Source organism: Amycolatopsis thailandensis (assembly GCF_042723255.1).
In the GTDB taxonomy this organism is placed as follows: Bacteria; Actinomycetota; Actinomycetes; order Mycobacteriales; family Pseudonocardiaceae; genus Amycolatopsis; species Amycolatopsis thailandensis.
Genome location: NZ_JBHXJK010000101.1, coordinates 1 through 14606 on the forward strand (window position 1 = coordinate 1; position 14606 = coordinate 14606).

A 14606-nucleotide genomic window follows, 5' to 3' on the forward strand; every position below is an offset into this window, starting at 1 on the left:
CTTCCTTGCGCTGGGCGCAAGGAAGGGGGCCTTCATGTACTTGGGTCAGACGAAGCTGAGCACACGGCCCGCCGGCCTCGCCCAGCCGATCGGTCCAGATGGTCGTTAGTGGTAGGTGCCGTTCTAACTACACCTACCACTCACTTACCAGCGTCCCCGATCGCTTGATCCAGCACCGCCAGCCCTTCCGCCAGCTCGTCCTCGGTAGCCGTCAGCGGCGGGGCGATCCGGAAGACCCCGCCCATCCCCGGCAACTGCACGATGTTCATGTGCAGCCCCAGTTCGAGACAGCGTCGCGTGACTCGCGCGCCCAGCTCGTCCGAGCTCTGTTTCGTGGCGCGGTCCGCGACGAGTTCCACGCCGACCAGCAGACCCCGGCCGCGGATGTCGCCGACGACGGGATGACGGCCGGCGATCTCGTCGAGGCCGCGGCGGAGGAAGGCGCCCAGTCCGGTCGCGCGTTCGTCGAGGCGGTCGCGCGTGAGGACGTCGAGCACGGTGTTCCCGACCGCCGCCACCAACGGGTCCGCGACGTGCGTGGTGAAGAACAGATAGCCGCGATCGTGCGCCTCCTGCTCGATCTCCGCGCTCGTGATCACCGCCGCCAGCGGGAGTCCGGCGCCGAGCGTCTTGGACAGCGTCAGGATGTCGGGGACGACGCCGTCGCGTTCGAAGGCGTACCAGTTTCCCGTGCGGCACAAGCCGGTCTGCGCCTCGTCGAGGATCAGCAGCATCCCGCGTTCGCGGCACTTCTCCCGCAGGGCGGCGAAGTAGCCCACCGGCGGCTCGATGATCCCGCCGGAGCTGAGGATCGGCTCGACGATGCAGGCCGCGAGGCTGCCGACGGACTGGGCGTCGATCATCTCGAACCCGAAGTCCAGCTGACGCCGCCAGTCCAGTTCCCCTTCCGGCGTCAGGAAGTCCGGCCGGTAGGAATTCGGCGCGGGGATGGCGAAGTTGCCCGGCGCGGTCGGGCCGTAGCCCTTGCGGCCCGCGCTGTAGGTCGCGTTCGCCGCCGCTTGCGTCATCCCGTGCCACGACCGGGCGAACGACACGATCTCGTGCTTCCCCGTCACCAGCTTCGCCATCCGGATGGCGGCCTCGTTCGACTCGGCCCCGGTGGTCAGCAGCAACGCCTTTTCCAGCGGTGACGGCAAAGTCTCGGCCAGCCGCCGGGCGAGGTCGACGACGGGACGGCTCAGCATCCCGCTGAACAGGTGGTCGAGTGAGCCGATCTGGCGCCGGACGGTCTCGACGATCTCGGGATGCGAATGCCCGAGGATCGCGCTCATCTGCCCGGACGTGAAGTCGAGGATCCGCCGCCCGGACTCGGTGAACAGGTAGCTCCCGGCGGCGTGGTCGATGATCTCGCGGGTGAAGTCGCCGGCCCCGGCGTAGCGCACGAGGTGCCGGTCGGCGTCGGCCCAGAAACGGTCGGCGGTGGACAGGTCGGTGGTCGGAGCAGCCATGTCCCGACGGTAAAACGGAGCCGAGCGACACGTCCATCTCACAATTCCGGCTGTGCTGTTCGGCTGATCCGTACAACAATGGCGTCATGCTCAATCCTTGGAGGCTCAGCCTGCTGAGCAGGCTGGACACGCTCGGCACCGTCCGCGCGGTCGCGAAAGCGGCCAACCTGAGCGCGTCGAGCGTGTCCCAGCAGCTCGCGGTCCTCGAAGCCGAGACCCGCACGCAGCTGCTGGAACGCACCGGCCGCCGCGTCCGGCTGACCCCGGCCGGGCTGATGCTGGCCCGCCGCGCGCGGGCGATCCTCGACCACATGGACACCGTCGAGGCCGAGTTGCGCGGTCTCGGCGAGGAGCCGGCGGGGCTCGTCCGGCTCGGCGCGTTCCAGAGCGCGATCCACACCATCGCCGTCCCCGCGGTGACCCGGCTGGCCCGTTCGCATCCGCAGCTGGACATCGAACTGCTCGAACTCGAACCGCACGTGAGCATGGCCGCGCTCCGGGTCGGCGACGCCGACGTCATCGTCACCACCACGGACTTCGTCGAACAGCCCTTGGGGCCGGACATCGACCTCGTGCCGCTCGCGACCGACCCGATCGTGCTCGTCGTCCCGCCCGGTCATCCGGCCGCCGGCCGTGGCCCCGCCGACCTCGCCGCCTACGCGAGCGAGCCTTGGGCGTTCGACATCCCGCAGTCGTACATGGCGAACCTCGCGACCAGGCTCTGCCGCGAAGCGGGCTTCGAGCCGCGTGTGGTCGCGCGGTTCAGCAACTACATGATGACCTTGCAGCACGTCGAGGCCGGGCTCGCGATCGCGCTCCTGCCCGGCCTCGCCGTCGACAGGCGCTACCGCGTCGCCACGCGCGAGCTCGCGACGCCGGTCGACCGCTCCATCACCGCCGCGATCAGGCGCGGGTCCGCGCCTCGCGCCGCTGTCGACCTGGTGCTCGAAGCGATCCGGAGTCATCCCGAACTGCCGTTGTGAACCCGTGCCGCCGCGCCACCAGCACCACGGCCAGGGTCGGCACGAGCAGCACCAGGACGCTCCAGGGGAACGCTTCGGCGCCGAAGCCGTCGAGGAGGACACCGCCGGCGATCCCGCCGCCCGCCATCGCCGCGTTCCACAGGGTGACCAGCATGGCCTGCGCGATGTCCGCCGCGCCGCCCTTGTCGCCCGCCTGCGCGGCGGCGGTCTGAAGCAGCGTCGGGACGCCGCCCCAGCCGAGCCCCCACAGCGTCACCGCGACGTAGACCAGCGCCGGATTTTCGCCCAGCAGAGCCAAGAGCGTCGCCCCGAGCGCCACGAGAAGGGTGCCCGCGACGGTCAGCGCGCGCAGCCGCCGGTCGATGAGCACGCCGACGAACCAGATGCTGACCATCGACGCCACACCGAACACCAGCAGGATCCGGTCGACCGAGCCGCCCATCGACACGTGTTCGAGGAAAGTGGCGATGTAGGTGTAGAGGATGTTGTGCGCCAGGACGAAGGTCAGCGTCACGAACAAGACCGCGGCCACGCCGGGCACGGCGAGGGTCTTGCGCACCGGCAGCCTGCCGCCCTTGGCCTGCCCGGGGAAGTCGGGGACGGCCAGCGCGATCCAGCCGAGCAGGCCGAGCGCGAGCACCGACATGATCGCGAACGTCGCCTGCCAGCCGAAGACGCCGCCCAGGAAGGTCCCGGCGGGGATGCCGAGGGAGAGCGCCAGCGGGATACCCGTCATCACGATGGCGATCGCCTTGCCCTGTACCGGTTCCGGCGCCAGCCGCCGGGCGTAGCCGGTCAGCAGCGCCCAGACCACGCCGGCCGCGATCCCGGCGACGAATCGCGCGCCGAGGGTCAACGGGTAGTTCGTGGACAGCGCCGTGACCGTGTTGGCGACGGCGAAACCGGCCACCCCGGCCAGGAGCAAGCGTTTGCGCCGCCAGCCCGCCGTCGCGGCGGACAGGGGGATCGCGGTGAGGGCGGTGCCGATCGCGTACACCGTCACCAGCTGGCCCGTCGCCGCTTCGCCGACGCCGAGACCGGCGCTCATCGCTGGTAGCACGCCCGCGGGCAGCGCTTCGGTGAGGACGGTGACGAACGCCGCCGTGGTCAGCGCGAGCAGCGCGCCGAGGGGGAGTTTCGGAGTCATGATCCGTATGCTCGAACCATCACATACATGTGAAGGTCAAGTCGGCCGGGGTGAGGTGGCGCACATGCGGATCGGGGAGCTGTCGGAGCGGACGGGGACGTCACGCCGTCTGCTGCGGTACTACGAAGAGCAGGGGCTCATTATCTCGCAACGGCAGGCCAACGGCTACCGCGACTACGACGAGCCGTCGGTCGACAGGGTGATCCAGGTCCGCGGCCTGCTCGACGCCGGGCTGCCGACCCGGATCATCAAGCAGATCCTGCCGTGCCTGGACAAACCCCGGCAGATCTACTTCCCGGACGCGACCAGGGAGATGCTCGAAACCCTGGAGGCGGAGCGCGACCGCATGACCAGGCGTGCCGAATGCCTGCTCCGCAACCGGGACGCCATCACCGAGTACCTCGACGCCGTCCGCGCCCGCCGTTGAGCTGAAGGGGACTTTCCCCGCATCCGACGGGGGGAAAGCTCCCTTCGCCGCGTCTCATGTGGGGAAAGTCCCCTTCAGCCGCCTCCGGTCTTGACAGTACGAGAAAGCGCTTTCAGGATGTGGTCAGGAAAGCGCTTTCAAAGGAGAACGGATGACCACGCGGAAACTCGGCGTCGTGATGAACGGCGTCACCGGGCGGATGGGCTATCGGCAGCACCTGGTGCGCTCGGTCCTGGCGATCAGGGAGGCGGGCGGGGTCGAACTGTCCGACGGATCGCGGGTCCAGCTGGAGCCGGTCCTGGTGGGGCGCAACGCGGACAAGCTCGAAGAGATCGCCACGCGGCACGGGCTGACCCGCTGGACCACCGACCTCGACGCCGCCCTCGGCGACGACGACCTCCCGCTCTACTTCGACGCGCAGCTGACCGCCGTGCGGGAGAAGTCGATCATCCGCGCCATCGACGCGGGCAAGCACATCTACACCGAGAAGCCGGTCGCGGAGTCGGTCGAAGGCGCGCTCGCGCTGGCACGGCACGCGGAGGCCGCCGGGGTCAAGAACGGCGTCGTCCACGACAAGCTGTACCTGCCCGGTCTGCTCAAGCTGAAGCGGCTGATCGACAGCGGCTTCTTCGGCCAGATCCTCTCCGTGCGCGGCGAGTTCGGGTACTGGGTCTTCGAGGGCGACTGGCAGGCCGCGCAGCGCCCCAGCTGGAACTACCGCGCGGAAGACGGCGGCGGCATCGTCGTCGACATGTTCTGTCACTGGAACTACGTGCTGGAGAACCTCTTCGGCGCCGTCAACGCCGTGACCGCGAAGGCCGTCACGCACATCCCGGAGCGCGTCGACGAGAAGGGCGAGCGGTACGCCGCCACGGCCGACGACTCCGCGTACGCGATCTTCGAGCTCGAAGGCGGGGTCATCGCCCAGCTCAACTCGTCCTGGTGCGTGCGGGTCCACCGCGACGAACTGGTGGAGTTCCAGGTCGACGGCACCAAGGGCAGCGCGGTCGCGGGCCTGCACAAATGCGTCATCCAGCCGCGAGAGGCCACGCCGAAGCCGGTGTGGAACCCGGATCTGGCCGAGACGCGCTCCTACCGCGCGCAGTGGCAGGAAGTGCCGGACAACGAGGACTTCGGCAACGGCTTCCGGGCGCAATGGGAGCAGTTCATCCGCCACGTCGCCGACGACGCGCCGCACCCCTACGACTTCATGGCAGGGGTGCGGGGCATCCGGCTCGCGGAAGCCGGCCTCGAGTCCTCACGCGAGAACCGCCGGATCTCGCTGGGCTAGCGGCCGAAAACCGTTCCCGGGTCCTCGGCGATCAGCACCGAGATCTCCCGGATCTTGCGGTTCGTGTGCTGCGACGCCTCGGTGAGCCAGCGGAAGGCTTCCTCGGCGTTCAGCTCCAGACGCGCCATCACGATTCCCTTCGCGGTGGCGATGGCGTCCCTGGTCTCCAACGCGGCGACCAGGGTCTCCGCCTGCCGTTCGGCGGCGGCCCAGCGGGACGCGGTCAGGATTATCGCCGAGATAGCCGAGGTGAACATCGCGACGAGGGCCGCCTCGACCGGGTCGAAGGCGTTCGCCTGGAAGCTCCAGACGTTGAGCGCGCCGGACAGCGGTTCGGAATCACGCCGCCTGACGTGGGAGTCGTCGGGGACGAACAGGGGACAGGCCAGCGCGGTCCGCACGCCGAGCTGTTCGGCGGCGGCCGCGAACTCCGGCCAGCGATCGGCCGCGTCGACGTCCAGCCGGGTCCGGACGATCGTCCCGCTCTCGGCGGCCTTCAGACAGGGCCCCTCGTCCGCGCTGTACTGCGCCTTGTCCAAGGGAAGCAGGGACTCGTCGGTGGCGGCGACGGTGCTCGGCTCGTTGTCGGAGTACAACGTGACCGTGGCCGCGTCCGCGCCGGGCAGCAGCCCGACTACCTTCTTCGCCACCCGTTCCAGCAACTCGTCGCGGGGCTCGTCGAGCCGCATCGACTCCGTGAGCTCACGCAACGCCGACGCGGTGTCGCGAAACTGATCCATCGTGTCCCTTTCCCACGGCCGTCCCGGTCGGGCCGCCTCCCCAAAACGTACTCGTTCCGGCTGGCGGGGCATTCACCGATTCGGACCAACCGGCTGGTACCCGGCCGGCTCGGCGGTCATCAAGCCTTCACCGCGAGTGAGCCCGGGCAGTTGCCGCTCGAACCGGGTGACCTCGCCCGTGGGCAGGGCGCCCGTCAGCTCGGCCCGGTCGCCGCGCGCCACCGAGCCGGTGACGGTTCCACCGCATTCGACCAGCTTGGAGAGCGTCGCGGTCACCGCGTCGGCCGGCAGTTCCACCTCGATGTGGCTGACCGGTTCGAGCACCTCTGTCCCGGCTTCCCGCAGCGCTTCCGCCAGCACGAGCGGGGTGACCTTGCGGAAGTCGCCCGCCGCGCTGACCGGGCTGAAGTAGCCGGTGTGGGTCACGGTCACCATGCAGTCGATCACCTCACGGCCGGACGGGCCCCGCCGCAGCGTCGCGTCCACGGTCTCCTCGATGGCCTTGTGGAAGGCGAGCGGGAGTGAACCGAGTTCGACCTCGAGGCCGAAGGTCAGCCCGGAGCCCCGCGTGCCGGGACCGACCCGCAGCCCGAGCGTCGCGAAGTGCGGATTCCGCTTCTCCGTGATGAACCAGACCGAGGCCCCGGTGCCGGTCGGCCGTTCGACGCAGACCGGCCGGGTGAGGCTGAACCCGACGTCGAGACCGTGTTGCGCGGACAGGGTTTCCGCGATGATCTCCTTCTGGACCTCGCCGTAGAGCCGCACCGAGATCTGCCGGGTTTCGTCGTCCTGCCGGACGGTGATCAGCGGATCCTGTTCCGCCAGTTCCTGCAGGGCCGCGAACACGGACGCCGTTTCCGCGGGCCGGGCGGGGGTGACCACGGTTTCCAAGGCGGGCGGCGGGAACTGGGTGGCGGCGCCCTCGGTGTCGGGGACACCGACGCGGTCGCCGATCCGGATCTCCTTGAGCCCGGTGACCTTGGCGATCTGCCCGGCCCGCGCGCGGCCCTCGACGGTGTCGTCGCCGAGTTCGAAGACGCGCACCGCGCTCACTTTCGCCTCCGCCGTGATCGTCCCGCCCGGGCCGCGGCGGTGGAACTCGACGTGATCCCGCGCGCCGATCCCGCCGGAGAACACGCGGAGGTAAGCGATCTTCTCGTGCCCGCGGCCGCGTTCGATCTTGAACACCGAGGCACGCAGACGGTCGTCCGGCGCGAGTTTTCCCGCTCCGGAAAGGAATTCGCGCATGCCGGAGGTCAGGTCGCCGATCCCCTCGCCGCTGCGCGCGGAGCCGAAGAAGACGGGCGAGACGACGCCGAGCCGGGTCTGGCGGACGACCTCGGCCCGATAGTCCTCGGGTGTCACCGTGTCTTCGAGGTACGCGGTGAGGAAGGCGTCGCTGTGCTCGGCGAGGTGTTCGGCCAATCCGGGTGACGGCGAGACCGCGCGCGGACTGACCTTCGCGTCCGCCGTGCCGAGGCCGTCGACTTCCGACATCGGCACGCACACGACACCGAGGCGTTCGGTGAGATCCGCGAGCAGGTCGTCGTCGCGGGCGCCCGCCCTGTCGATCTTGTTGGCGAAGATCAGCACGGGGATCCGCAGCCGCGCGAGCGCGCGCATGAGCACGCGGGTCTGCGCCTGCACCCCCTCGACGGCGGAAACGACGAGGACGACACCGTCGAGCACCCGCAGCGCGCGCTCGACCTCGGCGATGAAGTCCGGGTGGCCCGGGGTGTCGATCAGGTTGACGCGCAGGTCGCCGATGCGGAAGGACACGACGGCCGAGCGGATGGTGATGCCGCGACGGCGTTCCAGCTCCATCGTGTCGGTGCGGGTGTCCCCGGCGTCGACGCGGCCGAGGGTGCCGATGGCACCGGTGTGATGGAGCAGGCGCTCCGTCAGGCTCGTCTTACCGGCGTCGACATGGGCGAGGATCCCGATGTTCAGGTACGTCATGGATGAACGGCTCCAGGGCTGTCGAAAGGTCCGTACGACTGGGGAACTCGACAGCTCGGCGCACGCCGTTCTCCTTCTCTCGGGAAGCACCTGAACGCCCGGACGTTAGCAGCGGGTTTCCGGCCGGTCACGCGATTTAAGGCCGGGCGTTGACTTGACGCGCGCCATGGGCTGTAATTCTTGGACATTTCAGCGCAAGAACATGACAAGAGTCAGGAAGATCCCGCTCAGTCCCCGCACCGGAGCAGAGGAATGTCATGAGAACGAAGCGCCTTCTGTCGCGCGCGATGACGTACGCCGTCTTGTCCCTCCTTCTGGCCCCGCCCGCCATCGCGGCGAGCGAGACCCCTGCCCCAGCCGCCTCCGTGACCGCCGCCGTCGAAGCCGCCGACGCGACGTACACCGCCGGCAGTCAGCTGGCCGGTTACGCCGTGTCCAACGTCGGGGACGGCGACCAGGCCACCTACTGGGAAAGCGCGAACAACCAGTTCCCGCAGTGGGTCCAGGCCGATCTCGGCGCGGCCACGAACATCGCCCGGCTCGTGCTCGAACTGCCTTCCGGCTGGGAAGCCCGCACCCAGACGTTCTCGGTGCAGGGCAGCGCGAACGGCACGAGCTTCAGCGACCTCGTACCGTCGGCCGGCTACCGGTTCGACCCGGCGACCGGCAACACGGTCGCCCTCGACGTCACCGGGAACACCCGTTTCGTGCGGCTGAACATCACCGCCAACACCGGCTGGCCCGCCGCTCAGCTCTCGGAGTTCGAGGTGCACGGCCCGGCGGGCGGGGACACGCAGCCGCCGTCCGCGCCGGGGAACCTCGCCTACACCGAACCGTCGAGCGGAAAGATCCGGCTCAGCTGGTCGGCGTCGACCGACAACACCGGCGTCGCGGGCTATGACGTCTACGCCAACGGGCAGCTTCGCGGAAGCGTCGCCGGGGACGTCCTGACCTACACCGACGACCAGCCCGAAAGCGCGACCGTCGCCTACTCCGTACGTGCCCGCGACGCGGCCGGCAATCAATCACCGAGCAGTGGCACGGTGACCCGGACAGGGACCCAGGCCGGGACGAATCTCGCGCTGGGCAAGCAGATCACGGCGTCTTCGGTCCAGCACACCTACGTCGCGGCCAACGCGAACGACGATTCCGTGACCACCTATTGGGAGGGCGCGGCGTACCCGGACCTGCTGACCGTGGCGCTCGGATCCGACGCCGAACTGGACAGGGTCGTGATCAAGCTCAATCCGGATCCGGCCTGGGGACAGCGGACGCAGACGATCGCCGTCGAAGGACGTGACCAGGGCGCGACGGCGTTCACCACGCTGGCGCCCGCGAAGACGTACACCTTCACTCCTTCGAGCGGCAACACCGTGACGATCCCGGTCAGCGGCCGCGCCGCCGACGTCCGCCTGCGGATCACCGCCAATTCCGGTGCCCCCGGCGGTCAGGCCGCGGAATTCCAGGTCTTCGGCGTCCCCGCGCCGAACCCCGACCTGACTGTCTCGGGTGTGTCCTGGTCGCCGCGGAACCCGGTGGAGACCGACGCGATCACCGTGTCGGCGACCGTCCGCAACGCCGGGAGCGCGGCCTCGGGCGCGACGAACGTGAACCTCTACCTGGGCACGACGAAGGCAGGTACCGCCCAGGTCGGCGCGCTCGCGGCCGGAGCGTCGGCGACCGTGTCGGCGGACATCGGCGCCCGGGAGGCGGGCAGCCACCAGATCACCGCGAAAGTCGACGAAGCCAACGTCGTCATCGAGCAGGACGAGGGCAACAACTCCTACACCGGTGCGACGGCGCTCGTCGTCAGCCCGGTGGCCAGCTCCGACCTCGTCGTGGCCACCGCGTGGTCGCCGAACAACCCGACGGCGGGTGACACGGTGACCTTCTCCGCGACGGTGCGCAATCAGGGCACGGTCGCTTCGGCGGGCGGCGCCCACGGCGTCACGGTGACGATCGCCGATCAGAACGGCGCCGTCGTCAAGACGCTCAGCGGCGCGTACACCGGCACGATCGCCGCCGGGGCCACCGCGCCGCCGGTGACCGTCGGCACCTGGACCGCCGGGAACGGTCGCTACACGGTGAAGACGGTCGTCGCGAACGACACCAACGAACTGCCCGCCAAGCAGGTCAACAACACGAGCGCACAAGCGTTGTTCGTCGGCCGCGGCGCGAACATGCCCTACGACCTGTACGAGGCCGAGGACGGCGTGGTCGCGGGCGGCGCGTCCGTGATCGGGCCGAACCGGAAGATCGGTGATCTCGCGGGCGAGGCGTCGGGCCGCAAGGCCGTCACACTGAACTCGACCGGCTCTTCGGTCGAATTCACCACCCGCGCGGCGACGAACACCCTGGTGACCCGGTTCTCGATGCCGGACGCCGCGGGCGGTGGCGGGCAGAACTCGACGCTGAACGTCTACGTCGACGGCACGTTCCTCAAGGCCATCGACCTGACTTCGCGCCACGCCTGGCTCTACGGCCCCGAAGCCTCGCCGCAGAACTCACCGGGCGCGGGTCCGGCCCGCCATGTCTACGACGAGGCGAGCATGCTGCTCGGCACCACCGTGCCCGCCGGGCACAAGATCAAGCTGCAGAAGGACTCGGGCAACGGCCTGAACTACGCGATCGACTTCGTGAACTTCGAGCTGGCCACCGCGACCGCGAACCCCGATCCGGCGCGCTTCGCCGTCCCGGCCGGATTCACGCAGCAGGACGTGCAGACCGCGCTGGACAAGGTCCGCCAGGACCCGAACCTCACCGGTGTCTTCCTGCCGCCGGGGCAGTACCCGATGACGAACAAGGTCACCGTGTACGGCAAGCCGGTCACCGTGCTCGGCGCCGGGCCGTGGTTCACGAAGTTCACCGCGCCCGCCGGGCAGGAGAACACCGACATCGGCTTCGACGCGCAGGCGAGCGCGAGCGGTTCGACGTTCGGCGGGTTCGCCGTGTTCGGGAACTACACCTCCCGCAACGACGGGCCGGGGAAGGTCTTCAACTTCACGAACGTCTCGAACATGACCATCGACGACATCTGGGTGGAGCACCAGATGTGCCTGCTCTGGGCGACCAATGTGGACAACACCACGGTGAAGAACTCGCGGATCCGCGACACGTTCGCCGACGGCGTCAACTTCACCAACGGCAGCACGGGGAACCGGGTCACCAACAACGAGGCCCGCTCGACCGGCGACGACAGTTTCGCGCTGTTCGCCGCCACGGATCTCAACCAGGGCAACCAGTACGACAACGTGTTCGAGAACCTGACCGTACTGCTGCCGTGGCGTGCGGCCGGTCTGGCGATCTATGGCGGGTACGGCAACACCTTCCGGAACCTGTACATCGCGGACACGCTGACGTACTCGGGGATCACGGTCAGCTCGCTCGACTTCGGGTACCCGTTCCTCGGGTTCGGCCCGCAACCGACGACAGTCCAGAACGTCTCGCTGGTCCGCGCCGGCGGTCACTTCTGGGGGCAGCAGACGTTCCCCGCGCTCTGGATGTTCTCCGCGTCCAAGGAGTTCCGAGGTCTACGGGTGTCCGATGTGGACATCCAGAGCCCGACCTACAGCGGCATCATGTTCCAGACCAAGTACACCGGCGGCCGTCCGGAAAACCCGGTCGAGGACACGGTGCTCACGAACGTGTCGATCACCGGCGCGCACCGCAGCGGTGACGAGTTCGACGCGAAGTCGGGCATCGGGATCTGGGTCAACGAGCTGCCGGAGCCGGGTCAGGGCCCGGCCGTCGGCTCGGCGACGTTCACCGGCCTCACGCTGAGCGACAACGCCCAGGACGTCCGGAACACGACGAGCACCTTCACCCTCACCCGCAACTGAGCCGGCAGTCCCACTCCGAACCTAAAGAAACCTCACGTCGAAGACGTGAGGTTTCTTTAGGTTCGGAGAAAATCGAAATTCCCGCCGGGTCCGTCTGGTGCGGAATGAAATTATCGATTGGTTCGACATTGTCGGTTTGTTACTTTCTTCGGTTCTTGATTCTTTGTCTTACTCGATTGCTCGGACGATTTGCGGGTTTGTTACGGCCATAGGCCGAATGGGTGGTCGGCGACGGCGGCGGTAACAGGATTCCTTCGTCCGGCGTATATAGCGTGCATCTGCTCGGACGAACGGAAGTCGCCAGTGGATGCGAAAAAGAGTGTTACGCCGTCGGGTCTGCGACAGAGTGTCGCGACGAGTTTCGACGCACTACGACCAGTGGGGCGGGGATCAGCTTTGGTGCTTACGACATGTGCCCGTTCAGGCCGCGCATCGCATTTAGTTCGTTCGTTGTCCTTGCTGGTCTGCGCGCTTTTGGGCCTTTCGCACCTGATCTTGTCGGAGGCAGCCGCACAGCAGCCCGCCGGGCCGGATCCGGCTGTGCGTCCTGTTCATGTGGTCGTCCTCGTCGACGAGTCGGGCAGTATCGACGACGCCGCGATGAGCAGCGAAAAGGAAGCCGCGTCGCTGATCGCGCTCGGCGAGTTCGCGCCGGCGTCCACGGTCTCCGTCGTCGGCTTCGCCAGTGACAACGGCGAGGGCAACGCGGCGGTCGACCCGGTCTGCCCGGTGACCAAGGTGGCCACGCCGCAGGACCAGGACTCGCTGGCGAACTGCCTGCAGAAATTGCGCAAGCGCCCGAAGGACCAGGACGACGGGACCGATCACGCGAGCGCGCTCAGCCAGGCGCTGAGCAACCTGGAGCCCGCCCCGAAGGGCGAGGCCAAGCTCGTCTTCCTGCTCACCGACGGCAAGCTCGACGTCAGCGACAGCCCTGTCTACGGCAAGGACAACGTCGGCGACCGCCGCAATCTCGCCGCTCAGGAAGAAGTGCGCAGGCAGCTGGGGAGAGCAGCCGCCGCCGACGTGCAGATCTGGCCGCTCGGCTTCGGCCAGCAGCTGGATTCGGCGCAGCTCAACGGATTCGCGGCAGGTGGCTCGCAGCGAACCTGCGGGCAGAACTCGCCGAAGCCGGAGGCCACCATCGTGGACGGCGCGGCGGCCGTGGTGCGCGCGGTGACGAAGGCCTACGGTTCCAGCCGGTGCGCGGGCGGAGGCGTGGTCAAGGAGACACCGGTCAAGCCCGGCAGCCAGGTCGAGGCGACGGTGGACGTTCCGGTGATCGCCACCGACGGTTCGATCGTCGTCTTCCGCCGCGACCCGGCCATCACCCTCGAGTACGTCGACCCGGCGGGCACGCCGGTGCCGAAGTCCGGCAAACTGGGTGACTCGACCTTCCAGGTGAGCGGCGGGTCCGGGCCGGTCGAGGCGTTGCGCATCGTCGACCCGGTCCCGGGCAGGTGGACCATCAGGATCACCGCCCCCGACACCGTCTCCGCGCAGACCGTCGGCACCACGGTGCTGTGGCAGGGCGCGGCGAGGGCGGTGCTGTCGGTCGATCCGCCCGCACCGTCGCCGGGCCAGGACGTCGTGCTCGGCGTGCGGTTGCAGACCCGCAAGAACGTCATCGCCGATCCGGCCTCGCTGAGCGGCCTCACCTTCGGCGCGCGGTTGTCGGGCCAGGGTTTCGAGCCGATCGCGGTGCCGCTCGCCGACGACGGGAAGAAGCCCGATCTCGCCGCCGGGGACGGGTTGTACCTCGGCAAAGTGAAGATTCCGGCGACGGCTTCCGGAACGCTGACGTTCACCGGCGGGGTGTCCGGGGTCGGGATCCAGGGCGACGAACGTTCGCAAAGCGGTGTCGTGGCGGGCGGGGTGCCCCAGGTACGGGCGCAGATCGTGCTGGCGGCGCCGGAGGCACCGTTCGTCCCGCCGGGCGGAAACCTCGCCGGGAAGGTGAACGTCACCAATGACACCGCGCAACCCGCGAAGGTCCGGCTGGTCGTCGCCGAGACCGGGCCGGACACCGTCACCGCGGTCTCGCCCCCGGTCTTCGACCTGCCGCCCTCCAGCAAGAACGAGTTCGACTTCTCGCTGACGTTCGCGGAGAAGACCGTGGTCGGGATCAACTCCGGCACGGTGCAGCTGGTCGATGACGCGAACCCGGCCCTGGTGCTCGCCGCGAGCCAGTTCACGGTCGCGGTCTCCTATCCGCCGACGCTCCTGCAACGGCTGATGTGGCTGTGGATCACGCTTTCCGTGCTGCTGGCGGGCGCGCTGATCTACCTGCTGCTGCGTGTGCGCGCACGGAACCGAGGCCGTGACGTCCGAGGGCTGACCGTGCACGTGTCCGCGGGCGGCAAGCCGTTCTTCCTGGCGGCGCCGAACGAACCGAACGCGGTCTTCCGCTTCGTGGTCCGCGAGCAGGACGGCGCCGTGCTCATCAACCCCGCCACGGCCGCGGATCCGGGCGCCTACGAACTGCGCCGCGGTGGCGGTGGGGTCATCCTGCGGACGCCCGAGGGCGAGCTGATCGAGCTACGCCGCGACGAGCCGGTGGACATCGGGCCGGACCGGACCTTGACCTTCCACGATCAGCGGCACGCCGAACCAGTGGCGAAGCAGGCTCGCCAGGAGCGGGCACCGTCGAGCGAACCGTCGACCGCCGTCGTCCCGGTGGCCGACCAGTCTCGCCGGGCCGCTGTGGATACCTACGCGGGCGAGGACGACCTGCTGTGACCGGGGCCGGCG

The 14606-nt window shown here is 68.9% G+C and carries 9 protein-coding genes; 5 read left to right on the forward strand and 4 right to left on the reverse strand.

Going from position 1 to position 14606, the window contains the following annotated elements; translation table 11 throughout:
- Positions 1–140: 140 nt before the first annotated feature.
- Positions 141–1469 carry an aspartate aminotransferase family protein gene (locus ACFWMR_RS31100; protein WP_378275841.1) on the reverse strand — a complete coding sequence of 443 codons (1329 nt, stop codon included), beginning with the start codon at positions 1467–1469 and terminating at the stop codon, positions 141–143.
- 86 nt (positions 1470–1555) lie between these two features.
- Here ACFWMR_RS31100 and ACFWMR_RS31105 point away from each other — a divergent pair, with 86 nt between their 5' ends.
- Positions 1556–2452: a LysR family transcriptional regulator gene (locus ACFWMR_RS31105; RefSeq protein WP_093939164.1), complete on the forward strand. Its 897-nt coding sequence runs from the start codon at positions 1556–1558 to the stop codon at positions 2450–2452.
- Here the strand turns inward: ACFWMR_RS31105 and ACFWMR_RS31110 are convergent.
- A complete protein-coding gene (locus tag ACFWMR_RS31110) occupies positions 2373–3599 on the reverse strand; it encodes an MFS transporter (RefSeq protein WP_378380949.1) in 1227 nt (408 codons plus the stop codon). The genes ACFWMR_RS31105 and ACFWMR_RS31110 overlap by 80 nt on opposite strands.
- 64 nt (positions 3600–3663) lie before the next feature.
- On the opposite strand from ACFWMR_RS31110, the gene ACFWMR_RS31115 reads away from it, so the two are divergent.
- Together ACFWMR_RS31115 and ACFWMR_RS31120 are read left to right on the forward strand one after the other, a co-directional pair.
- Positions 3664–4026 (forward strand): MerR family transcriptional regulator, encoded by a 363-nt coding sequence (locus tag ACFWMR_RS31115; protein ID WP_093939166.1) that lies wholly within the window; start codon positions 3664–3666, stop codon positions 4024–4026.
- Between the two features lie 151 nt (positions 4027–4177).
- The gene (locus ACFWMR_RS31120) at positions 4178–5317 is read left to right on the forward strand and encodes a Gfo/Idh/MocA family protein (protein ID WP_378380950.1); all 1140 of its coding nucleotides are present in this window, start codon (positions 4178–4180) and stop codon (positions 5315–5317) included.
- Here ACFWMR_RS31120 and ACFWMR_RS31125 read toward each other — a convergent pair.
- Positions 5314–6057, reverse strand: a complete 744-nt coding sequence (locus ACFWMR_RS31125) for a GAF and ANTAR domain-containing protein (RefSeq protein WP_378380951.1) — start codon at positions 6055–6057, stop codon at positions 5314–5316. The two genes, ACFWMR_RS31120 and ACFWMR_RS31125, sit on opposite strands and share 4 nt — an antisense overlap.
- 72 nt (positions 6058–6129) lie before the next feature.
- Positions 6130–8016 carry a GTP-binding protein gene (locus ACFWMR_RS31130; protein ID WP_378380952.1) on the reverse strand — a complete coding sequence of 629 codons (1887 nt, stop codon included), beginning with the start codon at positions 8014–8016 and terminating at the stop codon, positions 6130–6132.
- Positions 8017–8273: 257 nt separating this feature from the next.
- On the opposite strand from ACFWMR_RS31130, the gene ACFWMR_RS31135 reads away from it, so the two are divergent.
- Together ACFWMR_RS31135 and ACFWMR_RS31140 are read left to right on the forward strand one after the other, a co-directional pair.
- Positions 8274–11855, forward strand: a complete 3582-nt coding sequence (locus ACFWMR_RS31135) for a discoidin domain-containing protein (protein WP_378380953.1) — start codon at positions 8274–8276, stop codon at positions 11853–11855.
- A 540-nt stretch (positions 11856–12395) separates the two neighbouring features.
- Positions 12396–14594, forward strand: a complete 2199-nt coding sequence (locus tag ACFWMR_RS31140; RefSeq protein WP_378380955.1) for a vWA domain-containing protein — start codon at positions 12396–12398, stop codon at positions 14592–14594.
- The last annotated feature ends 12 nt before the right edge of the window (positions 14595–14606 follow it).

Excerpts from the sequence above, each read along its gene's own strand:
- ACFWMR_RS31110 (WP_378380949.1), bottom strand. The coding sequence starts at position 3,599 with ATGACTCCGAAACTCCCCCTCGGCGCGCTGCTCGCGCTGACCACGGCG.
- ACFWMR_RS31105 (WP_093939164.1), top strand. The coding sequence starts at position 1,556 with ATGCTCAATCCTTGGAGGCTCAGCCTGCTGAGCAGGCTGGACACGCTC.
- ACFWMR_RS31135 (WP_378380953.1), top strand. The coding sequence starts at position 8,274 with ATGAGAACGAAGCGCCTTCTGTCGCGCGCGATGACGTACGCCGTCTTG.
- ACFWMR_RS31130 (WP_378380952.1), bottom strand. The coding sequence starts at position 8,016 with ATGACGTACCTGAACATCGGGATCCTCGCCCATGTCGACGCCGGTAAG.
- ACFWMR_RS31125 (WP_378380951.1), bottom strand. The coding sequence starts at position 6,057 with ATGGATCAGTTTCGCGACACCGCGTCGGCGTTGCGTGAGCTCACGGAG.
- ACFWMR_RS31115 (WP_093939166.1), top strand. The coding sequence starts at position 3,664 with ATGCGGATCGGGGAGCTGTCGGAGCGGACGGGGACGTCACGCCGTCTG.
- ACFWMR_RS31120 (WP_378380950.1), top strand. The coding sequence starts at position 4,178 with ATGACCACGCGGAAACTCGGCGTCGTGATGAACGGCGTCACCGGGCGG.
- ACFWMR_RS31100 (WP_378275841.1), bottom strand. The coding sequence starts at position 1,469 with ATGGCTGCTCCGACCACCGACCTGTCCACCGCCGACCGTTTCTGGGCC.